17 protein-coding genes are annotated in these 23,381 nt (G+C 69.9%); 4 read left to right on the plus strand and 13 right to left on the minus strand.

Annotated elements, in window-relative coordinates:
• Window positions 1–33: 33 nt before the first annotated feature.
• From AB0J57_RS21500 to AB0J57_RS21520, 5 genes are read right to left on the minus strand one after another with little or no spacing between them, the layout of a single operon-like run.
• Entirely contained in the window at window positions 34–2,307 is a 2,274-nt protein-coding gene (locus AB0J57_RS21500) for an iron-containing redox enzyme family protein (RefSeq protein ID WP_366129850.1), read from the minus strand.
• The gene (locus AB0J57_RS21505; protein ID WP_366129851.1) at window positions 2,304–3,290 is read right to left on the minus strand and encodes a 3-oxoacyl-ACP synthase; all 987 of its coding nucleotides are present in this window, start codon (window positions 3,288–3,290) and stop codon (window positions 2,304–2,306) included. The genes AB0J57_RS21500 and AB0J57_RS21505 overlap by 4 nt, the downstream gene beginning before the upstream one ends.
• A 9-nt stretch (window positions 3,291–3,299) precedes the next feature.
• A complete protein-coding gene (locus AB0J57_RS21510) occupies window positions 3,300–4,136 on the minus strand; it encodes an isocitrate lyase/phosphoenolpyruvate mutase family protein (RefSeq protein WP_366129852.1) in 837 nt (278 codons plus the stop codon).
• 40 nt (window positions 4,137–4,176) lie between these two features.
• Window positions 4,177–5,082: an alpha/beta fold hydrolase gene (locus AB0J57_RS21515; RefSeq protein WP_366129853.1), complete on the minus strand. Its 906-nt coding sequence runs from the start codon at window positions 5,080–5,082 to the stop codon at window positions 4,177–4,179.
• A gap of 53 nt (window positions 5,083–5,135) precedes the next feature.
• Window positions 5,136–5,324 (minus strand): hypothetical protein, encoded by a 189-nt coding sequence (locus tag AB0J57_RS21520; RefSeq protein WP_366129854.1) that lies wholly within the window; start codon window positions 5,322–5,324, stop codon window positions 5,136–5,138.
• A gap of 275 nt (window positions 5,325–5,599) precedes the next feature.
• On the opposite strand from AB0J57_RS21520, the gene AB0J57_RS21525 reads away from it, so the two are divergent.
• On the plus strand, window positions 5,600–6,439 hold the full coding sequence (locus AB0J57_RS21525; RefSeq protein WP_366129855.1) for a LuxR C-terminal-related transcriptional regulator: 840 nt from the start codon (window positions 5,600–5,602) through the stop codon (window positions 6,437–6,439).
• A gap of 71 nt (window positions 6,440–6,510) precedes the next feature.
• Here the strand turns inward: AB0J57_RS21525 and AB0J57_RS21530 are convergent, their stop codons facing one another.
• The 3 genes from AB0J57_RS21530 to AB0J57_RS21540 all read right to left on the minus strand — a co-directional run bounded on the left by AB0J57_RS21530 (window position 6,511) and on the right by AB0J57_RS21540 (window position 9,487).
• Window positions 6,511–7,476 carry a DMT family transporter gene (locus AB0J57_RS21530; protein WP_366129856.1) on the minus strand — a complete coding sequence of 322 codons (966 nt, stop codon included), beginning with the start codon at window positions 7,474–7,476 and terminating at the stop codon, window positions 6,511–6,513.
• Between the two features lie 74 nt (window positions 7,477–7,550).
• Complete coding sequence (locus tag AB0J57_RS21535) at window positions 7,551–9,080, minus strand: UDP-N-acetylglucosamine 1-carboxyvinyltransferase (protein WP_366129857.1); 1,530 nt, start codon at window positions 9,078–9,080, stop codon at window positions 7,551–7,553.
• A gap of 50 nt (window positions 9,081–9,130) precedes the next feature.
• A complete protein-coding gene (locus AB0J57_RS21540; RefSeq protein WP_366129858.1) occupies window positions 9,131–9,487 on the minus strand; it encodes a VOC family protein in 357 nt (118 codons plus the stop codon).
• 160 nt (window positions 9,488–9,647) lie between these two features.
• On the opposite strand from AB0J57_RS21540, the gene AB0J57_RS21545 reads away from it, so the two are divergent.
• Complete coding sequence (locus AB0J57_RS21545) at window positions 9,648–10,079, plus strand: protein-tyrosine phosphatase family protein (RefSeq protein ID WP_366129859.1); 432 nt, start codon at window positions 9,648–9,650, stop codon at window positions 10,077–10,079.
• 9 nt (window positions 10,080–10,088) lie between these two features.
• Here the strand turns inward: AB0J57_RS21545 and AB0J57_RS21550 are convergent, their stop codons facing one another.
• From AB0J57_RS21550 to AB0J57_RS21560, 3 genes are all read right to left on the minus strand, one after another.
• A complete protein-coding gene (locus AB0J57_RS21550) occupies window positions 10,089–12,482 on the minus strand; it encodes an excinuclease ABC subunit UvrA (protein ID WP_366129860.1) in 2,394 nt (797 codons plus the stop codon).
• A gap of 149 nt (window positions 12,483–12,631) precedes the next feature.
• The gene (locus AB0J57_RS21555; protein WP_366129861.1) at window positions 12,632–13,048 is read right to left on the minus strand and encodes a VOC family protein; all 417 of its coding nucleotides are present in this window, start codon (window positions 13,046–13,048) and stop codon (window positions 12,632–12,634) included.
• Window positions 13,049–13,058: 10 nt separating this feature from the next.
• Window positions 13,059–13,514 carry a helix-turn-helix transcriptional regulator gene (locus AB0J57_RS21560; RefSeq protein ID WP_366129862.1) on the minus strand — a complete coding sequence of 152 codons (456 nt, stop codon included), beginning with the start codon at window positions 13,512–13,514 and terminating at the stop codon, window positions 13,059–13,061.
• 211 nt (window positions 13,515–13,725) lie between these two features.
• Between AB0J57_RS21560 and acnA the strand changes: the two genes are divergently transcribed.
• A complete protein-coding gene (gene acnA, locus AB0J57_RS21565) occupies window positions 13,726–16,443 on the plus strand; it encodes an aconitate hydratase AcnA (protein WP_366129918.1) in 2,718 nt (905 codons plus the stop codon).
• 64 nt (window positions 16,444–16,507) lie between these two features.
• On the opposite strand, the gene AB0J57_RS21570 is transcribed toward acnA, so the two are convergent.
• Both AB0J57_RS21570 and AB0J57_RS21575 read right to left on the minus strand, forming a co-directional pair.
• Window positions 16,508–17,512: a hypothetical protein gene (locus AB0J57_RS21570; protein ID WP_366129863.1), complete on the minus strand. Its 1,005-nt coding sequence runs from the start codon at window positions 17,510–17,512 to the stop codon at window positions 16,508–16,510.
• 154 nt (window positions 17,513–17,666) lie between these two features.
• The gene (locus AB0J57_RS21575) at window positions 17,667–21,440 is read right to left on the minus strand and encodes a GH92 family glycosyl hydrolase (RefSeq protein ID WP_366129864.1); all 3,774 of its coding nucleotides are present in this window, start codon (window positions 21,438–21,440) and stop codon (window positions 17,667–17,669) included.
• Window positions 21,441–21,929: 489 nt separating this feature from the next.
• Here AB0J57_RS21575 and ngcE point away from each other — a divergent pair, with 489 nt between their 5' ends.
• Window positions 21,930–23,381 carry an N-acetylglucosamine/diacetylchitobiose ABC transporter substrate-binding protein gene (gene ngcE / locus AB0J57_RS21580; RefSeq protein WP_366129865.1) on the plus strand — a complete coding sequence of 484 codons (1,452 nt, stop codon included), beginning with the start codon at window positions 21,930–21,932 and terminating at the stop codon, window positions 23,379–23,381.

Raw genomic sequence — 23,381 nt, forward strand, 5'->3', positions numbered from 1 at the left:
CACTCCGTGCGGTGAGTCGGACGAAAAGGGCTTTCAGAGAACGACGTCGACGAAGTCGCCGGGCACCTGCGCGGCGGCCGCCTCGGCCTCCCGTGCCTGCTTGACCAGCGCGTGCTCCACGAAGTACGCGAACGAGGCGTAGCCGCGCCAGACGCGGCGCCAGGCCCGCTGTACGGCCTCCTCGCCCCCGTCACGGCGCACCCCGTCGAGGTGGGCGACGATGATGTCGGCCGACTGGCGGGCGTGCCCGGCCGAGAAGTTGTCGATCGACAGGTGCGCTTCCTCGTAGGCGATGTCGAGGCCGTGGCGGCGCAGCTTCTGTATCTCGTGCAGCCGCATCTCGCCGAGGCCGAACATCTCGATGCCGAGGTTGTAGCCGAGGATCTCCTCGTACAGGGTGTCCGGGAAGAGGGACAGGCTGAGCTGGTGCAGCGAGAACCCGTACAGCTCGTCCGGCAGATCCCGCTGGTCCAGGAATTCCTCGTCCCTGATGTGCGGCAGGTGGATGTCCATGCTCGCGAGGACCTGGTTGATCAGCGTGATGTGGTTCTTGGCGATGTCCCCGCGGCCCATCTCGTCCGCGTAGATCGCGAACAGCATGCCGTCGCCGGGCCGGTGGCGGCGCCCGACGTTGCCGATGCGGTGCGCCCACGTGCCGTCGATGAGGCTGCCCAGCGCGAACGTCGACTGGCCGAAGACGACCTCGTCGCGGTCGGGGATCTCGGTCAGCGGCCGGTACGGGTTCACCAGCTTGTCCCAGTAGATCCGCTCCACGCGGCCCATCAGCGCGTCGGGCGTGTAGTCGAAGTACGAGGCGTCGGTCAGTTTGCCGCCCGCGCCGTGCGTGAACAGCAGCTCGGCGTCGGCGAGCCGGTCCTCGGCATGAGCGCGGGCCACCGGCAGGATGCCGGGGAAGCGCTCGAAGTTCACCAGGCGGTACAGCAGCTCCCGGTGGCCGAGCGCCGTGCCCTCCGCGATCAGTTCGCCCTGCTCGACGACCTCGTCGGCGGCCCGCGCCCGTACCAGGGCGCCGGCCCAGCGTCCGGCGGCCGCGTCGCCCGCCGTGTTCGGCGGGAAGTCGGGGCCGGCGGGCTCACCCGCCGCGATCGCCTCGGCCCACGCCGTGAACGTCGCCGCCTCGCGCTCGTCGAAGATGCCGAACATGGGGCCGCCGAACTTGATGGCCTTCAGGAACCGGCAGCCGCCGTCCCGTGACGGCCGCATCTGCCGGGACGCGCGGAACTCCGCCATGAACGCGGCGACGTCCAGCTTTTCGTCGTCCAGCCACTCCGAGAGACGACGGTCCCCGAGGCGTACGGCCCGGTGCTGCCGGCCGGCGAGTGGCGCGTGCTTCACCACGATCGCCGCGACCTTCGCGTCCAGGGACAGGCCGGACTGCCAGGCGGCCAGCTCGGTGAGGAGTGCGGTGTGCTCCTCCTCCAGCCGGACCATGAGCCGGACCGCGGCCAGCAACCGCCGCAGGTCGTCCTCGCCGGTCGGGCTGTCCGCCAGGAGCCGGAGATACGAGGCGAGCAGGTCCCGTACGGCTTCTTCCGGCAGCATCGGCTCCGTGCCGATGAGGAGGTCATCGACGCCGAGCGCGTGGACGGCGTAGTGGACGCCGACGACCTCCGGCAGGAACGACGCGGGCAGCCGGGACAGCGCGAGGCGGAACGCGCCGTGCAGCGCGGTCAGCGGCCTCGCCGCCGCGCCGTCCAGGAACGCCACGGCCGCCACGTCCGGGAGATGGACGCCCTGTTCGGCGAGCGCCCGCCGGTGCCGGGCGGGCGCGCCCTTGTCCCAGGTGCCCTCACCCGTGAGCAGGAAGTGGTGGCCGAACAGCTCGTTGACGATCAGTGCGGGCTGTGTGGCCGCCTGCGAGACGGTGTCCAGCCAGCACGCACCGAGCAGCGCGAGCGGTGCCCGTTGACGCAGCACGGCGTCACGCACCTCGGGGTCGGCGTCCGCGCCGGTCAGCGCGGCGACGGCGGAGGCGATACGGGTACGGGCGGCGAGGACGTACGCGGCGATGGCGTCGGCGTCGCGGCCGGCGGCCGTGCCGGGAGCGGCATCCGGGGCCGGGCCCGTGTCACTACCGCCTTCCGCGAGGAAGCCGTTCACCACCTGGCGGGCCGCCAGCAGGCCGGCCTCGCTCTCCTGGTCGGTCAGCAGCCTGCGGAAGAGGTCCGCGGGGTCGCCGGCCAGGACCGCCGCGGCCTCGTCGACCGCCGCGCGTCCGGCCCGTAAGGCACCGGTCGGCAAGGACGTGGTCAGGTCCCTCGGCGGGATCGTGGAACGCGTGCTCATGCGGGGCTCCCGAGGGGTGATGTGTGGAGGAGGACACCGACCCGTACGCCGGGCACGCTGGAGACCAGCAGGTAGTGCCCGTCGGGCCGGGTACCGTGGGCGGCGGCGCGGTCCACCAGGTTGATCAGGGGGTCGGCGGCGAAGCAGTGCCCGGTCCGCGAGATGTTGTCCAGGAACAACTGCTCCTGTGCGAACCCGGCCTGACGCTCCTTCAGGACGACGACCGGGCGGTACAGATTGGGGTGCAGGACCGCGTCGACGTCACCCGCCTTCATGCCGGCGGTGCCGAGTATCCGCTCGTTCACCACCCGGGAGAGGTCGGCGCTGATCTCGTGCGACCAGTCCAGCGCGCCCGGGTCCTGCGCGGACGCGCCGCCCACGATCTCGTACGCGTCCGGGCCGAGCGGCTCGTCGCTCACGAGACAGCTCGCCGCTCCGTCGCTGAACAGCGCGAAACTCTCCATGCGGACCGACTCGTCGGTGACCCGGTCGGTCGTGATGACGAGCACCCGGCGATGGTGACCGGCGGCGACGAGCGCCTGCGCGGTACGGATGCCGACCAGCAGGTTGGTACAGCGGTTGAGCGTGATGCCGGTGAACGCCGCGTCCCCGATGCCGAGGCCGCCGAGGACGTGCCCCACGAACTTGCCGTGCGTCACGGGACCGCCGGGGAACCGCGTCGAGCAGAGGATCAGCGCGTCCACGGACTCCGGTTCCGCGCCGCAGCCGCGCAGGGTGGCGGTGCCGCTCTCCACGGCCAGGGTCTCCAGGTCCTTCGCGGTGCGGCGGACCCGCCCCCAGCCCCACAGGGACGCCTTGGCGGGCATGCCGAACTTCCGGGCGCGTTCGGCGAGTCCTGTGACGGTGGTGTGGTCGGAGTCCTGCTCACCGAGGACGTATGCGGGACCGCACAGGTGGACGGTGCCATCGGGGCTCGGATGGTGTGTGTGGGCGGTGGTCGGTCGGGCGGTGGACGGCGTCACGGTGTGGGGTCACTTTCCGGTGTCGAGAATCCTGTTGAGATCGGCGTAGGGCAGCGCGTCCGCCCCGAACGTGAAGGTGCCGTGGTCACGGATCTCCTCGGCGGCGCGCACCAGGGCGCCGTACGCGGCCCGGGACATCGCCGAGCCGACGCTGACGCGGCGCACGCCCAGTCGTCCGAGTTCCGGGACGGACAGTGGCAGCGCGCCGCCCATGAGGACGTTGACCGGGCGGCCGACCGACGTGCACACGGCACGCACGGCGTCGGCGTCGGGCAGCGCCGGCGCGTACAGGACGTCGGCGCCCGCCTCCTCGTACGCCTGAAGGCGGCGGATGGTGTCGGGCAGGTCGGGCCGGCCCTGGAAGAAGTTCTCGGCGCGCGCGGTCACCGTGAAGGGGAAGTCCAGTTCGCGCGCGGCGGCGACGGCGGCGGCGACCCGCTCGGCGGCCTCCTCCAGCGGGCGGACCGGATCGTCGGCCCGGCCCGTGGAGTCCTCGACCGATCCGCCGACCAGACCCGCCCGGGCGGCCAGCCGGATGGTCTCGGCCACGTCGTCGGGCGTCTCGCCGAAGCCGCTCTCCAGGTCGGCGGAGACCGGCAGATGCGTGGCCTCGACGATCGCCGCCGCGTTGTCCAGGATCTCCTCGCGGGTCACCTGGCCGTCCGGCCTGCCGAGGCTGTGCGCGAACCCGGCACCCGTGGTGGCGAGCGCGGCGAAGCCGAGCCCGGTGAGCACGCGGGCGGTGCCCGCGTCCCAGGGGTTGGCGACGACGAACGGCCGGTCGGCGGCGTGCAGTGCGCGGAACTCCTCCGCCTTGCGGCGCTGGTCGGCGGTGGCGTTGGACATGGTGGTCCCCTCGTGGTCGGGTGACGGTGGCCTGACCGGCTCAGATAAGTTCAACGTGGTCGGCCGTGTCGAGGTCGCGGTCACACGCCGCCCCCGAGTTCTCGGCTTCGTTCGAGCAGGGGGGACCCCCGCGGGCGAGCGATCGGAGAAGCCCCGTCAGGGCGCCCGGGTCGTCCTGGAAGTAGAAGTGGCCGCCGCTGACCCAGCGCTGGTCGGGCTCGCCGACGCATTCGCGTTCCCAGGGCTCCAGGCCCGCCTCCTTGACGTGCGGGTCGTCGACGCCGTTGATGAGGGTGACCGGCACGGTGAGGGGAGCGTCCTCGCGGTACCGGTAGTGGGCGACCATGCGGAAGTCGGCGCGCAGGTTCGGCAGCAGCAGCTCGGCCAGGGCCTCGTCGGCGACCACCTCGGGCGGCAGACCGCCGAAGAACCCGACGGCCTCCGTGAACGCCCTGCCTTCGAGACGTGCGGTCTCGACCACGCGCCGGGTCGGCAGCAGCGAGGGTGCGGAGCACCCGGAGGCGACCAGATGACGCAGCCCCGGCACGCCGCGCAGTCTGCGGGCCACCTCGAACGCCACGATGGCGCCGAAGCTGTGCCCGAAGAGCAGGAACGGCCCTCCAGGACCTTCTGGTCCTCCCGGCCTTCCCGGCCCTGCCGGTCTCCCCGGCCCCTCTGCTCCGATGATGGCCTCGGCCGCCCCGTCGGCGAGCTCGGCGACGGACGCCGCGACCGGCTCGCGGAAGCGGTGCGCCCGGCCCGGCGGGCAGACGGCGACGATCCGGGCGGTGGTCCCCAGGTCCTGCTGCCAGGCCAGGAACGAGCGGGGGTTGCCGCCGGCGTGCGGGAAGCAGTAGACGCGGACGGGAGGTTCGCCGCCACCGCCGGATCCGGCTGAAGCGGTGCCCGGTCCGGTGGCGGTGACGAGCCAGGGCGAGTCGGTCACGGAAGATCCACCACGCTTCTTCATTACCCGGTACGAGTCAGTGGTTCGGTCGCTCAGGCGGCGACGGACGGCTTGGCCACGTTCCAGCCGACGTCCCCGTCGGCCAGGGCGGTCCGCTCGGCCGGGGACGTGACCGGGCCGGCGGAGTGGGCGAGACCGACGGCGACCAGTCCGAGGCCGGTGACGACCGCGCAGGCCGCCACGCGGATGCGGAGAGAGAGAACAGCGATGTCCTTCTTCATTTGGATCCCCGAGCCCTTCTGGGAAACATAAGGAAACGTGAGGGCCTCCGGGTTTTGAACGAACCGATCCGATGAGCGTAACGACGGATTCCGAATTCCTGTTCCGGGGAAGTCGGTTGTCGCTCGGATTGGCCGGAGACCTCCTGACGAGTTCCAATCTTGCGTACGCGGACTTGGGGGGACAATGATCTCTGTGGCTCGGGTTTCCGCACTGCGGCAAGCTACGGGGTCCATAACGAGCCAAAACGGTCATACGGGGTGACTTGGGAGGGCTGATGAACGGTTTACCGCGTGAAAATGGGGACAAGTGCCGCGAAACGATGGAGCTTCCGGTGTCGTCGGGGCCTCCCGCGCAGTTTCTGCGGTGGATGGCAGGGCACTTCGACGAGCTGGCCCGGCTGACCGAGAAACAAGCCGGACGGGCCGATTGTTTTGAGGAGGCGAGTCCCGACCGTTCCGGGGTTCGCTACATCCACGGATTGACCGCGATCTCCGAGGCCATCGACGAGATGCTCGACGGTGCCCGGCGGGAGATCCTCACCGCGCAGCCCGACGGCCCCCGCCCCACCGCCGTACTCAAAGACGCGCTGGAAGCCGTGCGCCGGCATATCGCGGCCGATGTCGCGATGCGCACGCTCTACCAGCACACCACGCGGTTCGATGAAGCGACCAAGGCATACGTACGGGCCGTCACCGAATACGGAGCGAAAGTCCGCACCTTGGAGGAATTCTTCGACCGGCTCATCATCATTGACGCATCGGTTGCGTTCATTTCCGCCAATGAGGACCGCACGACGGCGGTCGCGATAACCGAACCCGCCATCGTCCGATTTCTCAAGGACACCTTCGAACGGGCCTGGGACCGTGCGAGCCCCTTCCCTTTCGTGCCCATCCACGCGGCCAAGGCGGCCGACGAGGTCATGCCCGCGATACGGGAGTCGATCAGCCGGCTCCTGGTCGAGGGCTACTCCGACAAACGGATCGCCCGCCGCATGGGCATCAGCGAGCGGTCACTACAGGCCCACATCGCCGCCATGAAGCAGGAACTGGGCGCACACAACCGCCTCCAGCTCGGCTATCTGCTCGGGCGGAACGAAACCACGTACATCCTCTGAGCGAACCGGCGCACGAAAACGGGAGGGCCGGCCGTCATGAGACGGCCGGCCCTTGGGGTCCGAATCTGTGCTCAGTCCGTCGTGGTGCCCGACGGCGTCCGTTCCTTGTTCGAAGGCCGAGGTTCCGGGGCGCCGTCCGGTGCGGGCTTGCGCCGCCCCGGGAGCCGGGAAACCGCCACGCCCGCCAGGCAGATGGCACCGCCGAGCAGCGTCAGCGAGCCCGGCACCTCGGCCAGCCACACCCAGGAGATCAGCACCACCACGGCCGGTACCGCGTACGTCGTCGCGCCCAGCTTTCCCGCACTCGTCCGGGCGAGCGCGTACGCCCAGGTGCTGAACGCCAGCGCCGTCGGGAACAGGCCCAGGTACACCAGGTTCAGCGTCGCCGGCCACGGGGCCTTCGGCAGTTCCTCCAGCATCAGACCGCTGAACGGCAGACACGCGACGGTGCCCGCGAAACAGCCGAACGTCGTCACCTGCAACGGACTCGCGTACCGCAGCGCCGGTTTCTGCGCCACGACCCCGCCCCCGTACGTGACCGCCGCGAGCAGACACAGCAGCACGCCCGTCACGGACGACGACCCGTGCCCCGACATGGACCAGCCCACCACGACCGCGCCCAGGAACGACACGCCCATGCCCGCGAGCAGCAGCCGGGGGAAGCCCTCCTTCAGCAGCCAGCCACTGAGCAGCGCGATCACCACGGGCCCGATGTTGACGACCATCGCGGCCGTCCCCGCGTCCACCTGCTGCTCACCCCAGTTCAGGGCGACCATGTAGACGCCGAACCACAGCACACCCGACGCCAGGATGCCGGGCCACGCCCGCCGGTCGGGCAGGGTGCCGCCCTTGAGCAGGAAGACGACGCCGAGGGCGACCGACGCGGTCAGCAGCCGCCCCAGCGCCAGCACTCCTGGATGGAAGTGTTCCGCTGACGCACGAATGGAGACGAACGCCGACGCCCACAGAACCACCGTCACGGAGGCTGCTAACAGGGCACGACGATCGGTTCGGGAACCGCCGGTTGTGTGATCCATCCTGGCATGGTAGCGAGCGGCTGTGACCTTGGCATGACAAAGGCACCTTGGCTTGGCAAAGGCGGTGCGGCCCCTCAGATGTCCCGGAAGATCTCGATCTGCGCGCCCACCGAGTTGAGGCGTTCCGCCAGGTCCTCGTAACCGCGGTTGATGACGTAGACGTTGCGCAGGACGGACGTGCCCTCGGCGGCCATCATGGCGAGCAGGACGACCACGGCGGGGCGCAGGGCGGGCGGGCACATCATTTCGGCGGCGCGCCAGCGGGTGGGGCCTTCGACCAGGACGCGGTGGGGATCGAGGAGCTGGAGGCGGCCGCCCAGGCGGTTGAGGTCGGTGAGGTAGATGGCGCGGTTGTCGTAGACCCAGTCGTGGATGAGGGTCTGGCCCTGGGCGGAGGCCGCGATGGCCGCGAAGAACGGCACGTTGTCGATGTTCAGGCCGGGGAACGGCATGGGGTGGATCTTGTCGATCGGCGCCTCCAGCTTGGAGGGCCGCACCGTCAGGTCCACCAGCCGCGTGCGGCCGTTGTCGGCGGCGTACTCCGCCGTACGGTCGTGGTCGAGGCCCATCTCCTCCAGGACCGCGAGCTCGATCTCCAGGAACTCGATCGGTACGCGACGGATCGTCAGCTCCGACTCCGTGACGACCGCCGCCGCCAGCAGGCTCATCGCCTCGACCGGGTCCTCGGAGGGGGAGTAGTCGACGTCCACGTCGATGGAGGGGATGCCGTGCACGGTCAGGGTGGTGGTGCCGATGCCCTCGACCCGTACGCCCAGGGCCTCCAGGAAGAAGCACAGGTCCTGGACCATGTAGTTGGAGGAGGCGTTGCGGATGACGGTGACGCCGTCGTGGCGGGCGGCGGCCAGCAGCGCGTTCTCGGTCACGGTGTCGCCGCGCTCGGTGAGCACGATCGGGCGGTCCGGGGTGACCTGGCGGTCGACCTCCGCGTGGTACAGGCCCTCGGTGGCCGTGATGTCCAGGCCGAAGCGGCGCAGCGCGATCATGTGCGGCTCGATCGTGCGCGTACCGAGGTCACAGCCGCCCGCGTACGGGAGTTTGAACTGCCGCAGCCGGTGCAGCAGCGGGCCGAGGAACATGATGATGGACCGGGTGCGGCGAGCGGCGTCCGCGTCGATGGCGGCCATGTCGAGGTGCGCGGGCGGGACGATCTCCAGGTCCATCCCGTCGTTGATCCAACGGGTCCGTACGCCGATGGAGTTGAGGACCTCCAGCAGCCGGTAGACCTCCTCGATCCGGGCGACCCGCCGCAGCGTCGTACGGCCCTTGTTGAGGAGCGAGGCGCACAGCAGCGCCACACACGCGTTCTTGCTCGTCTTGACGTCGATGGAGCCGGACAGCCGGCGCCCGCCCACTACGCGGAGGTGCATGGGACCCGCGTACCCGAGTGACACGATTTCACTGTCGAGCGCCTCGCCGATCCGGGCGATCATCTCAAGGCTGATGTTCTGGTTACCGCGCTCAATGCGGTTGACGGCGCTCTGACTTGTGGCCAGCGCCTCGGCGAGCTGCGTCTGCGTCCAGCCGCGGTGCTGCCGGGCGTCACGGATGAGCTTGCCGATGCGTACGAGGTAGTCGTCTGCCATGGGGGAAGGTTATCTCACATATGAGATGACCCTGGCGACAGGGTCCGCCGTCAGGGTGACAGGCTGTGCGCCGTGGGGTGCCGTGGCTCGTAGAGCGGCAGTTCACCACCGCTCGGCAGCCGCACCGCCGCGAGCAGCCCCCAGCCCTGGTCGCTGACCGGCCGCGACACCTCGGCCCCGCGCTCCGCCAACTTGCGCAGGGTGCCCTCGATGTCGTCGCACATCAAGTAGAACTCGTGCCGGGGCTCGCCCGGCGTCGGGTGTACGGCGACCTCGGCCGGCGGCAGTTTGAAGATGAGCCAGCCGCGCCCGGCGTCGACGTTGCCGAACCCGAGGACGTCCCGGAGGAACGCCCGGTCGGCGTCGGCGTCCTTGGTGTAGAGGATGACGTGCGCGCCACTGAACATGCTCCGATGCTCGACGTGCCCGCTCGCCCCCGCAACCCGAGAACCGGTCAGTTTGTCCTGAATGTCCGCCAGGTGGCCCTTCCCCGAACCGGCCCGGAACCGTCCCCGAACCAGCCGGGAACCACCCCCCGGCGGCACCGTGACCGATTACCGTGGCCCGATGACCGAGACCTGGAACGCCACCGATCCTGGTGTCCTCCGGCTGCCCTCCGGGCGGCTGGTCCGGGGCCGCGCGCTGCGCCGTCCGCTTCCCGCCGGGCCGTCGCCCGACTACGCCGTGTACCTGCTCGGCAAGCGGCCGCCCGAGGTCCCCTGGGAGGCCCGGTGGCTGCGCTGGCCCGACTTCCGGCTGCCCAGCGACCCGGCGGACGCCCGGGCCGTGCTCCGGGAGGCATGGGAGCGCGCCGCCGCCGAACGCGTCGAGGTCGCCTGCGGCGGCGGCCGCGGCCGCACCGGTACGGCCCTGGCCTGCCTCGCCGTCCTCGACGGCGTGCCGGCCGGCGAAGCGGTGGAGTTCGTCCGCCGCGACTACGACCGCCACGCCGTCGAAACCCCCTGGCAGAGACGTTTCGTCCGCCGCTTCACCGGCTGAGGGCGTCGGTCAGGCGCCGACGTAGTCCGCCAGGTGCTCGCCGGTCAGGGTGGAGCGGGCGGCGACCAGGTCGGCGGGTGTGCCCTCGAAGACGACCCGGCCGCCGTCGTGACCTGCGCCCGGACCGAGGTCGACGATCCAGTCGGCGTGCGCCATGACCGCCTGGTGGTGCTCGATGACGATGACCGACTTGCCGGAGTCGACGAGCCGGTCGAGCAGGCCGAGCAACTGCTCGACGTCGGCCAGGTGGAGGCCGGTGGTCGGCTCGTCCAGGACGTAGACGCCGCCCTTGTCGGCCATGTGCGTGGCCAGCTTGAGCCGCTGCCGCTCGCCGCCGGACAGCGTGGTGAGCGGCTGCCCCAGCGTGAGGTAGCCGAGGCCGACGTCGGCGAGCCGCTGGAGGATCTTGTGGGCCGCCGGTGTCCGCGCCTCACCGGCGCCGAAGAACTCCTCGGCCTCGGTCACCGGCATCGCGAGCACCTCGCTGATGTCGCGGCCGCCGAGGTGGTACTCCAGCACCGACGCGTCGAACCGCTTCCCCTCGCAGTCCTCGCAGGTGGTGGCGACGCTCTGCATGATCGCCAGGTCGGTGTAGATGACACCGGCGCCGTTGCAGGTGGGGCAGGCGCCCTCGGAGTTCGCGCTGAACAGCGCCGGCTTCACGCCGTTGGCCTTCGCGAACGCCTTGCGGATCGGGTCGAGCAGTCCGGTGTACGTCGCCGGGTTGCTCCGCCGCGAGCCGCGGATCGGTGTCTGGTCCACGGACACCACACCCTCGGCGGCGGGGATCGATCCGTGGATGAGCGAGCTCTTGCCGGAGCCGGCCACGCCGGTGACCACGCACAGCACACCGAGCGGGATGTCGACGTCCACGTCACGCAGGTTGTTCGCCGTCGCCCCGCGGATCTCCAGCCTCCCCGTGGGCTTGCGCACCGTCTCCTTGAGCGTGGCCCGGTCGTCGAGATGCCGGCCGGTGACCGTGCCGCTGGAGCGCAGGCCCTCGACGGTGCCCTCGAAGCAGACGCTGCCGCCCGCCGTGCCGGCGCCGGGGCCCAGGTCGACGACGTGGTCGGCGATGGCGATCGCCTCCGGCTTGTGCTCCACGACGAGCACCGTGTTGCCCTTGTCCCGCAGCCGCAGCAGCAGGCCGTTCATCCGCTGGATGTCGTGCGGGTGCAGTCCGACGGTGGGCTCGTCGAACACGTAGGTGACGTCGGTGAGCGAGGAGCCGAGGTGGCGGATCATCTTGACCCGCTGTGCCTCGCCGCCCGACAGGGTGCCCGACGGCCTCTCCAGCGAGAGGTAGCCGAGCCCGATCTCCACGAACGAGTCCAGGGTGTGTCCCAGCTTCGCCAGCAGCGGCGCCACCGACGGCTCGTCGAGGCCGCGCACCCAGGCGGCCAGGTCGCTGATCTGCATCGCGCACGCGTCGGCGATGCTGATCCCGCCGATCCGCGACGAGCGGGCCGCCTCGCTGAGCCGGCTTCCGTCGCACTCGGGACACGTGGTGAAGGTGACCGCCCGGTCCACGAACGCCCGGATGTGCGGCTGCATCGCCTCCCGGTCCTTGGCGAGGAACGACTTCTGGATCTTCGGGATCAGCCCCTCGTAGGTGAGGTTGACCCCGTTGATCTTCACCTTGGTCGGCTCGCGGTGGAGGAAGTCGTGCCGCTCCTTCTTGGTGTACTCGCGGATCGACTTGTCCGGGTCGAAGAAGCCCGACTCGGTGATGACCCGCACCACCCAGCCGCCCCCGGTGTACCCGGGGATGGTGAACGGGTCCTCGGCCAGCGACTTGGAGTCGTCGTAGAGCTGGGTGAGGTCGATGTCCGAGACCGTGCCCCGGCCTTCGCAGCGCGTGCACATGCCGCCGGTGCGGCTGAAGGTCACCTTCTCGGTCTTCGTCTTGTCGGCACCCCGGTCGACCGTGAGCCCACCGCTCGCACTCACCGAGGCGACGTTGAAGGCGAACGCGCTGGGCGGGCCGATGTGCGGCTGCCCGAGCCGGCTGAAGAGGATGCGGAGCATCGCGTTGGCGTCGGTGGCGGTGCCGACCGTGGAGCGGGGGTCGGCGCCCATCCGCTGCTGGTCGACGGTGATGGCGGTGGTGAGCCCGTCGAGTACGTCGACCTCGGGCCGCGCCAGCGTCGGCATGAAGCCCTGGATGAAGGCGCTGTAGGTCTCGTTGATCATCCGCTGCGACTCGGCGGCGATGGTGTCGAAGACGAGCGAGCTCTTGCCCGAGCCGGACACGCCGGTGAACACCGTCAGCCGGCGCTTCGGGATCTCGATGCTGACGTCCTTGAGGTTGTTCTCGCGCGCGCCGTGCACGCGGATCAGATCGTGGCTGTCGGCGACGTGCTGCTCAGGCGACTGCGTGTCCGTCCTCGTGCCCCTGGTCATCCTGTCTCCATCTGGTTGGGCGGGGACCGCCGTCGCGGTCCCCGCCGCGGTCCCCGTGGTCGTCGGCGGCTCGATCCGACCGGCGTCGAGCGTAACGGCCGCTCCCCTTACGGCTCCGCCGAATTGGATCGATTCTGTGGGCGGCAGACCTACCGCTTACGGGGCTGGTTGAAGCGGAGCATGTTGCCCGCCGGGTCGCGGAAGGCGCAGTCGCGGACGCCGTACGGCTGGTCGATGGGCTCCTGGAGCACCTCGCCACCGGCGGCCCGGATGCGTTCGAAGGTGGCGTCGACGTCGTCGGTCGAGAAGATCACGCCGCGCAGCATGCCCTTGGCCAGCAGCTCCGCCATCGCCTGGCGGTCGGCCTGCGGGGCGTTGGGGTCGGCGAGCGGCGGTTCGAGGACGATCTCCACGTCCGGCTGCGAGGGCGAGCCGACGGTCACCCAGCGCATCCCCTCGAACCCGACGTCGTTGCGTACCTCCAGGCCGAGGACGTCGCGGTAGAAGGCGAGCGCCTTGTCATGGTCGTCGACTGCGATGAAGCACTGTGAGAGCTTGATGTCCATGCCGTCGACGCTACGAGGCGGCCGGCGATTCCGCTTCTCCATTCCTGACCGGTTCGCCGCCGGCGACCGGCTCCCCGTTCCGCACCGGTCGCGTGAAGACCTTGGCGACGCACGGCGGGATCGCGGCGCCGGACTCGTGGCACCGGGCCCGGTAGGCGCTGGGGGTCTCCCCGACCAGCTCGGTGAAGCGCGAGCTGAACGACCCCAGCGAGGTGCAGCCGACCGCGAAGCAGACCTCGGTCACGCTCATGTCGCCCCGCCGCAGCAGCGCCTTGGCCCGCTCGACACGGCGGGTCATCAGATAGCTGTAGGGCGTCTCGCCGAAGGCGGCGCGGAAGCTGCGGGAGAAGTGTCCGGGCGACATGAGGGCGACCCTCGCCAGCGCCGGAACGTCCAGAGGCTGCGCGTAATCGCGGTCCATCGTGTCCCGGGCACGGCGGAGCCGCCGCAGATCCTCCAGGTCCATGAGCCCAGCATCCCACGGCACGCCGGGCACGCCTCGTCGCACGGCCGGTCATGTACTAGAGTTATCTCGACATCGAGATATCTGCCGAAAGACGCACCGCAGCCGCGCCAGCCGGTAAGGGTTACCTAACTAAGTCTTACCTTAGCGGATCGGCGAGGAGCCATCACGGCAGGATGCGGTAAGAACGCGCACATTGATGAAGGAGACTGTCGTGTCGGCGAACAGCTTCGACGCCCGCAGCACGCTGCGCGTGGGCGACGAGTCGTACGAGATCTTCAGGCTGGACAAGGTCGAGGGCTCCGCGCGCCTCCCCTACAGCCTCAAGGTCCTCCTGGAGAACCTGCTCCGCACCGAGGACGGCGCGAACATCACCGCCGACCACATCCGGGCCCTCGGCAACTGGGACTCGCAGGCCCAGCCGAGCCAGGAGATCCAGTTCACGCCGGCCCGCGTGATCATGCAGGACTTCACCGGTGTGCCGTGTGTCGTCGACCTCGCCACCATGCGCGAGGCCGTCAAGGAGCTCGGCGGCGACCCGGCGAAGATCAACCCGCTCGCCCCGGCCGAGCTGGTCATCGACCACTCCGTCATCGCCGACAAGTTCGGCACGCCGGACGCCTTCGGCCAGAACGTCGAGCTGGAGTACGGCCGCAACAAGGAGCGCTACCAGTTCCTGCGCTGGGGCCAGACCGCCTTCGACGAGTTCAAGGTCGTCCCGCCCGGCACCGGCATCGTCCACCAGGTCAACATCGAGCACCTGGCCCGTACCGTCATGGTCCGGGGCGGCCAGGCGTACCCCGACACCCTCGTCGGCACCGACTCGCACACCACCATGGTCAACGGCCTCGGTGTGCTCGGCTGGGGCGTCGGCGGCATCGAGGCCGAGGCCGCGATGCTCGGCCAGCCGGTCTCCATGCTGATCCCGCGCGTCGTCGGCTTCAAGCTGACGGGCGAGCTGCCCACCGGCACCACCGCCACCGACCTGGTGCTCACCATCACCGAGATGCTGCGCAAGCACGGCGTCGTCGGCAAGTTCGTCGAGTTCTACGGTGAGGGCGTCGCCGCCACCTCCCTCGCGAACCGCGCCACCATCGGCAACATGTCGCCCGAGTTCGGCTCCACCGCCGCGATCTTCCCGATCGACGGCGAGACCCTGAACTACCTCAAGCTGACCGGCCGCTCCGAGCAGCAGGTCGCGCTCGTCGAGGCGTACGCCAAGGAGCAGGGCCTCTGGCTGGACCCGGCCGCCGAGCCGGACTTCTCCGAGAAGCTGGAGCTGGACCTCTCCACGGTCGTCCCCTCCATCGCCGGCCCGAAGCGCCCGCAGGACCGCATCGTCCTCGCCAACGCCGCCCAGCAGTTCGCGCAGGACGTCCGCAACTACGTGGACGACGTCGACGAGGCGGGCAAGGAGTCCTTCCCGGCCTCCGACGCCCCCGCGAACACCCCCAACGGCGCCCCGTCGAAGCCGGTCACCGTGACCGCCCCCGACGGCTCGACGTACGAGATCGACCACGGCGCCGTCACCGTCGCCGCGATCACCTCCTGCACCAACACCTCCAACCCGTACGTCATGGTCGCCGCCGCCCTGGTGGCCAAGAAGGCGGTCGAGAAGGGCCTGACCCGCAAGCCGTGGGTCAAGACCACCCTCGCCCCGGGTTCGAAGGTCGTCACCGACTACTTCGACAAGGCGGGCCTGACCCCGTACCTCGACAAGGTCGGCTTCAACCTCGTCGGCTACGGCTGCACCACCTGCATCGGCAACTCCGGCCCGCTGCCGGAGGAGGTCTCCAAGGCCGTCAACGACCACGACCTCGCCGTCACGTCGGTGCTCTCCGGCAACCGCAACTTCGAGGGCCGGATCAACCCCGACGTCAAGATGAACTACCTGGCGTCCCCGCCGCTGGTCGTCGCGTACGCCCTCGCGGGTTCCATGAAGGTGGACATCACCAAGGACGCCCTGGGCATCGACCAGGACGGCAACCCGGTCTACCTCAAGGACATCTGGCCCTCCGAGGCCGAGGTGAACGACGTCGTCGCCAACGCCATCGGCGAGGACATGTTCAACAAGTCCTACCAGGACGTCTTCGCGGGCGACGCCCAGTGGCAGGCGCTGCCGATCCCGACCGGCAACACCTTCGAGTGGGACCCGCAGTCCACCTACGTCCGCAAGCCCCCGTACTTCGAGGGCATGACGATGGAGACCACGCCGGTCTCCGACATCACCGGCGCCCGGGTGCTCGCCAAGCTGGGCGACTCGGTCACCACCGACCACATCTCCCCGGCCGGTGCCATCAAGGCCGACACCCCGGCCGGCAAGTACCTCACGGAGCACGGCGTCGAGCGCCGCGACTTCAACAGCTACGGCTCGCGCCGAGGCAACCACGAGGTCATGATCCGCGGTACGTTCGCCAACATCCGCCTGCGCAACCAGATCGCGCCGGGCACCGAGGGCGGCTACACCCGCGACTTCACCCAGCCCGACGGCCCGGTGTCGTTCATCTACGACGCCTCCCGCAACTACATCGAGCGGGGCATCCCGCTCGTCGTCCTCGCGGGCAAGGAGTACGGCTCCGGTTCGTCCCGTGACTGGGCCGCCAAGGGCACCGCGCTCCTCGGCGTCAAGGCCGTCATCGCCGAGTCGTACGAGCGCATCCACCGCTCGAACCTCATCGGCATGGGCGTCCTGCCGCTCCAGTTCCCGGAGGGCGCGTCCGCGGGCTCCCTCGGCCTGACCGGCGAGGAGACCTTCTCCATCTCCGGCGTCACCGAGCTCAACGAGGGCACCACGCCCCGCACGGTGAAGGTCACCACCGACACGGGCGTCGAGTTCGACGCGGTCGTCCGCATCGACACCCCCGGTGAGGCGGACTACTACCGCAACGGCGGCATCATGCAGTACGTGCTGCGCAACCTGATCCGCAACTAGGCGTCAGGCGCACAGCAGAAGGGCCGCACTCCCGGTGACGGGGGTGCGGCCCTTCCCGCGTTCTTCACGCCCACGGGGCCATCGGGTACCAGATGATCTCCCGGCGGGCCAGGATGCGGACGTCCCAGTACAGGATCATGAACACGCCCGCGGCGATGAACGCCGCCGCCATCACGGCCGACGCCCGGCGCGGGTCCGCCGCGAACCAACCGCCCAGCCGGTCACCGAACAGCAGCGCCACCAGGACGAACAGCACCGCCATGATGGTCACGTTCCCGAGCGCCTGAAGGCTGAACGCCACCGCCCCGTACAGCACGTTGTGGCTCTCCGCCGCGTCCCGGAACAACTGCCGGAACAGGGCGAACGGGCGCCCGATGAGGAACGCCCCGATGAGCGCACCCATCACGAACATCGGCGCGCCGGGGTACCGCGCCGAGACGCGCGCCAGCGGATCGGGCACCAGGCCCATGGACGCCAGGCCGAGATACAGCATGACCAGCCCGATGATCCCGTACACCACCATCGCCTGGACCAGCCGTGGTGAGAGGCCGGACGACGCCCCGCCCGCGCTCTCCTGGAACTGCGGCATTCCCGTCCCGACGAGCGCGACGACCACGCCGTAGAGCGCCGACACCAGCACCGCCCCGGCGGCCAGCGGCCCCAGCGGCCTGAGCACCTGCGCCAGCCGCCCGCGCCGGGTGCGGACGCTGCCCGCCAGCGGGGCGATCGCGCTGAACGCGGCCACGTTGCACGCGGTGAACGTGCCCGCCACCCCGGTGGCCAGCGCGAAGGCGATCCCGGCCAGGGCGCCGCCGATCGGCGCGTCCCGCACTTCGTGCCCGAGCAGACCACTGGCCACGTTGTCACCGATCGTCCGGTCGACGAACTCCGCCGACCACACCACCGTCAGCGCGAACCCGAACAGGGCGCTGATGAGGATGATCAGGGCCCGCCGGCGCGGGAAGTGGCCGTTGACGAACAGCGACGTCGCCGGCGATGCCGGGGCAGGAGGGGAATTCGGGGAAGTCGGGGTGTTCGCGGAAGTGGACCTCTCCGGAGCGTGCGTCATCAGGCTGCCTTTCGCTGGGCATGTCCCCGCCAATTCCGCAACCTAATGCCGCGTTCACGCCACCGACATCCGGCGCGGAGAGCGCACGTCCGGACATGGATGGCGACCCGGCGCACGCGCCTCCGCCCGCGCGCCGGGCCGGACATCCGCCCGCTCAGCGCAGCAGCTCCACCTCCGCCAGCGTCGAGACGGCGCTCGGCACCAGCCGGTACCTCTCGTACGTACCGGGCCGCGCCACCGAGAACACCCGGGTCTGCCGGTCCCAGGCGAACGACTCACCCGACCGCCGGTCGAGGTCCGTCCACGCCGTGCCGTCCCGTGAGCCCTGGAGCACCCACCCCGAAGGGGCGGACCCCCGCGCCGCCGACGTCAGCGTGTACTGGACCGCCCGCGTGCCGCCCGCCGGTACCGGCAGCTCCACGGCCTCCACCGAGGCCGCCGTCGCCGACGTGTCGTCGAACAGCTCGCCCGCGCCCGCCAGCACGTCCCGGCGAGGTGAAGGCACGGAATCGTCCCGGGTGATGGAGACGGGCGCCGCGTGCCGGCCCGTGCCCCACGCCGACGGCTCCGGCCCCATGTCGAACTCCAGCGTCCCGCCGCGCGCGACCAGCGCGTGCGGCAGCGCCGTCGACGTCCAGCGCTTACCGTTGACCTTCAGTCCCTGCACATAGACGTTCCGCGCGCTGTTCTCCGGGGCCTTGACCACCAGCGTGCGCCCGTTGTCCATCCGCACGGTCGCCTTGGTGAACAGCGGCGAGCCGATCGCGTACTCGCCGCTGCCCATCACCAGCGGGTAGAAGCCGAGCGCCGAGAACAGCCACCAGGCGGACTGTTCGCCGTTGTCCTCGTCGCCGTGGTAGCCCTGCCCGATCTCGCTGCCCGTGTAGAGACGGGACAGCACCTCGCGCACCTTCTCCTGCGTCTTCCACGGCTGCGAGGCCGCGTTGTACATGTACGTGACGTGGTGGGCGACCTGGTTGGAGTGCCCGTACATCCCCATCCGCACGTCCCGCGCCTCCGTCATCTCATGGATGACACTGCCGTACGAGCCGACGAACTCGGGCGAGGCGGTCTCGGGCGTCGAGAAGTAGGTGTCGAGCTTCTTCGCCAGGCCCGCACGTCCACCGTACAGATTGGCCAGGCCCCGGCTGTCCTGCGGGGCGGTGAAGGCATAGCCCCAGCCGTTCGTCTCCGTGTAGTCGTAGCCCCACACCCGCGGGTCGTACGAGGCCGACGGCACCCGCCACGCGCCCTTGAGGTCCCGGCCCTGGAAGAAGCCGGCCTCCTTGTCGAAGAGCGTGACGTAATTGCGGGCGCGGTTGAGGAAGTACGCCGACTCCTCCTTGTAGCGGGGCTTCTTGGTCTTCTGGAACAGCGCGTCGGCCATCTTGGACAGGCCGTAGTCGTTGAGGTAGCCCTCAAGGGACCAGGACAGGCCCTCGTGCGTCGCGGTGGAGGCGTAGCCGAGGAAGGGGGAGGTGTCCATGCCCTTGCGGCCGACGCCCGACGCGGGCGGCACCACCGTCGCGTTCTTCAGCGCCGCCTCGTACGCCGCCTCCGCGTCGAAGTCCACGCCCTTGACGTACGCGTCGGCGAACGCCACGTCGGACGACGTACCGGTCATCAGGTCCGCGTATCCGGGCGACGACCAGCGGGAGATCCAGCCGCCGTCCTTGTACTGCTGGACGAAGCCGTCCACCAGCTCACCCGCCTTGCGGGGGGTGAGGAAGGAGTACGCGGGCCAGGTCGTCCGGTACGTGTCCCAGAAGCCGTTGTTGACGTACACCTTGCCATCGACGATCTTCGCGCCCGTGTGGGTCGGCGTGTCCGGACCGGTCTGCGGCGAGAAGGGGCTCGCGTACCGGTCCTCGCCGTCGACCTTCTCGAAGCCGGAGTTGGGGTACAGGTACAGCCGGTAGAGGCTGGAGTACAGGGTGACGAGCTGGTCACGGGTCGCGCCCTCGACGGTCACCCGGCCGAGGATCCGGTCCCACGCGGCCTGTGCCCGTGCCCGTACGCGTTCGAAGCCTGTGCCCGCCGGGACTTCGGCGGCCAGGTTCCGCTTCGCCTGCTCGACGCTGATCAGCGACGTCGCCATGCGCAGCGTCACCGTCCGGTCCGCCCCCGCGTCGAAGCGCAGGTGGCCCTTGACGCCCGCCGACGCGGAGCCGGTGACCGGCGCGTCGAAGACGCCGTACACGAACATCCGGGTCGCGCCGGTCGACAGGCCGCTCTTGACGTCCGAGAAGCCGGTGAAGGAGCGGGTCGCCGGGTCGAGCGTGAGGCCGCCCTCGTCGGTGACGTTGTCGAAGACGACCGACGCGTCCGCGCCCGGGTAGGTGAACCGCATCATCGCCGCGTGGTCGGTCGGGGTGATCTCGGCCCGGATGCCGTTCTCGAACGTCACGCCGTAGTAGTGGGGCCTGGCCGTCTCGTTCTCGTGGCGGAACGGCAGGGCGCGGCGGACGCGGTCGGTCTCCGGGGTCCCGGCGGCGGCCGAGGGCAGCAGTTGGAAGGTCTGCCGGTCGCCCATCCAGGGGCTCGGCTCATGGCTGGCGCTGAACGCCTGCACCGTGGGCAGGTTGTCGGCGTTGTTCCCGCGCGCGTACTCGTAGAGCCAGCTCTTGGACGCCGCGTTGGTCACGGGCGTCCAGAAGTTGAAGCCATGGGGCACCGCTGTCGCGGGGAACGTGTTGCCGCGGGAGTACGAGCCGCTGGAGTTGGTGCCGCGTACGGTCGAGGCGAGGTCGGAGGGGCGGGACCGGTGGTCGGCGGGGGCCGCGCGCCTGATGGTGATGTCGTCGATCCAGCCCTGGAACTTCGCCGGGCCCTTGGGGGAGTCGTACGCCACCAGGATCCGGTCCACGGTCCGGCCGGCCGCCACCGTCCCGATCCCGGACGTCACCTGGTTCCACTGGTTGACGTAGAGCCGCTTGGCGGCGCCCTGGCCCTGCGGGGTGAGCGCCCCGCCGTGGCTGTCGACGGCCCGCAGGTCGCTCAGGTACGTGCCGTCGGTGAAGGCCAGGTCCACGGCGACGTTCGTGGCCGGGTAGTTCAGGTCCGTCTCCGGCATGGAGGGGAAGATCCGGTACGACAGCTCGGTGTCGCGCCGCACGGCCGTGTTCACGTCGAAGACCTTGTTGTACGAGTAGGCCCGCCCGCCCGGTTTGTGCGTGCCCGCGTACCGCAGGGCCCGCACCCCGGTGAACCCGGCGTTCGCCTTGGCGGTGGGGGAGCCGCCCGGGCCGCGGTCGACGTGGCTGCGCATGTCGGGCGGGACGGGCGTGGAGGCGTCACCGTTCGAGAACTGGACGTCGGCGAGCTGGGTGATGCCGGAGGCGCCGTTGTTCGCCGTGATTTCCAGCCGGTAGTGCGCGTACTCCGTTGAATTGTCGAAGTCGTACGTCCTGGTCTCGAAGCGCTTGGCGAAGGTCTCGCCCTCGCGGGTGTCCAGGACCTTCCACTCCGTGCCGTCGGCCGAGCCCAGAAGCGTCCAGTTCTTCGGGTCGCGCGGGGCGTGGTCGTTCGCGGAAGTGAGCGCGTATGTCACCACCTTGACGGGTTCGTCCAGGTCGAATTCGACCCAGGCGGTGGGCGTGAAGGTGAGCCACTTGGTGCTCGGCTGGAGGTCGACCAGGTTCTCCTTGGTCTCGCCGGCGCCGCCGTTCTCGCCGCTGGCGCGCAGCGCGGTGACCTTGTCGGTGACGTTGCCGGGTATGCCCGCCGAGTAGGCGCCGTCGACGCCGGACGCCCGCTTGCGGCCGTCGGCGCCCACGTCGACCGTGTTGCGCCAGTCGGGTGGGCGTTCGTCCGCCTCGAAGGACGAGTGGAATTCCCGCTCGGTCGCGGCCGGTTGAGCGGGCCGGCCGGGGAGGGCGAGGGCGGTCGCCGACGGGACGGCCGCCGCGATCAGCGAAGCGGCCGCCACGAGGGCGGCCGTACGGGGGTATCCACGGGGGTGTGCACGGGTGTGTCGGTAACGGGTTCTCGGTGCGGACGTGCTGGGCTGTCTGGGCTGCATCCCGCGTCCTGCCTCCTGCCGAAAGCGCGTTGGACAACGTTGTCAGGCCAACTGGGCAAGAACCAGTAGGGAGGTAAGTGGCGTGCGGTGTCAAGGGTGTTGACGGCGCGGCAAGATCCGATTCAGCCGTTCTGTCGAACCATATGGCCGACGTATGCGGACCCGGCGCTTCGGTATTTCCCCGAGGTCTCAACTCGGGAAAGACTGCTGTCCAAAGTTGCTTTCGATCTTGCTCATGTGACGCGAAGTGGACTATACCTGTCGGCCAGCACAGTACGAGTACCCAGCACCTGCACGACCCAGCAAATGACCGCGGTGGCGGGGCCCTTCGCCTCAGGCGAGCAGGACGGGCGACCGGTACACCGCCTGAGTCCTGGAGAAGGCGAGGACTTGAGCATGGGATCCACGTCCGCCCGCAACGACGGTGACGGCCTCGGCCGTCGCGACCTGATCAAGCGGTCCGCCGCGCTCGGCCTGATCACCGTGCCGACCATGAGCGTCCTGTCCGCCTGCGCCACCGGCGGTGGCGGCGGCAACGACACGCAGACGAAGGCGCCCGGCGGCGCCAAGTCCGAGAAGAACCCGCTCGGCGTCGCCAAGGGCGCCCCGCTGGAGGCCTTCATCTTCAAGGGCGGCCTCGGCGACCAGTACGCCAAGGACGCCGAGGCCGACTACAAGGCCACCTACGGCGCCGAGGTCAAGCACACCGGCACCCAGCAGGTCGGCCCCAAGCTCACCCCGCGCTTCGCGGGCGGCAACCCGCCGGACGTCATCGACAACTCCGGCGCCGACCACCTCGACATGAACAAGCTGTCCACCCAGGGCCAGCTCCAGGACCTCGCCGCACTGCTCGACGCGCCCTCCATCGACGACCCGGCCAAGAAGGTCCGCGACACGATCCACCCGAGCACCGTCGAAAAGGGCAAGCACGGCGACACCTTCGACGTGCTCTACTACGCCTTCACCATCTACGGCACCTGGTACTCGCAGAAGCTGCTGGCCGACAAGGGCTGGACGTACCCCAAGACCCTCTCCGAGATGGTCACCCTCTGCGGCGAGATCAAGAAGGCCGGCATCGCCCCCTGGACCTACGCGGGCAAATTCCCCTACTACGTCCACTTCAACCTCTTCGCCCAGATCGCCAAGATCGGCGGCATGGAGAAGTGGATCGCCATCGACAACCTGGAGCCGAACGCCTGGACCTCCAACGACGCGGTCAAGGAGGTCGTCGAGCACTACGAGGAACTCGCCGCCAAGAAGTACTTCCTCGAAGGCAGCCAGGGCCTGACCCACATCCAGTCCCAGACCGCCTGGAACAAGGGCAAGGCCGTCTTCATCCCCAACGGCTCCTGGGTCGAGAACGAGGCCGCCCCCACCACGCCCGCCGACTTCGGCATGGCCGTCGGCGCGCTCTTCGACGGCACCGGCGACAAGATGCCGCACGGCACCCTGCGCGCCGAGCCGAGCGAGCCGTACATCGTCGCCAGCAAGGGCAAGAACCCGGCCGGCGGCATGGAGCTGCTGCGCATCATGCTCTCCAAGAAGCACGCGCAGAACTTCGCGACGAAGGTGAAGTCCCTGACCTGTGTCATGAACGCCACCGAGGGCATGACCCTCTCACCCGGGCTCGCCTCCGCCAGCAAGGTCTTCAAGGAGGCCGGGGACAACCTGATCAGCCTTCAGCTCCAGGAGTGGTACCCGGCGCTCACCGACGAGAAGATCGGCGGCCTGACCGGCCAGCTCCTCGCCGGTGAGCTGAAGGCCGCCGACTGGATCAAGAAGACCCAGGCGGAGTGCGACAAGGTCGCCAAGGACGACTCGGTCACCAAGTTCAAGCGCACGGCGTGA

Source organism: Streptomyces sp. NPDC049837, from assembly GCF_040674455.1.
Classification (GTDB): domain Bacteria; phylum Actinomycetota; class Actinomycetes; order Streptomycetales; family Streptomycetaceae; genus Streptomyces.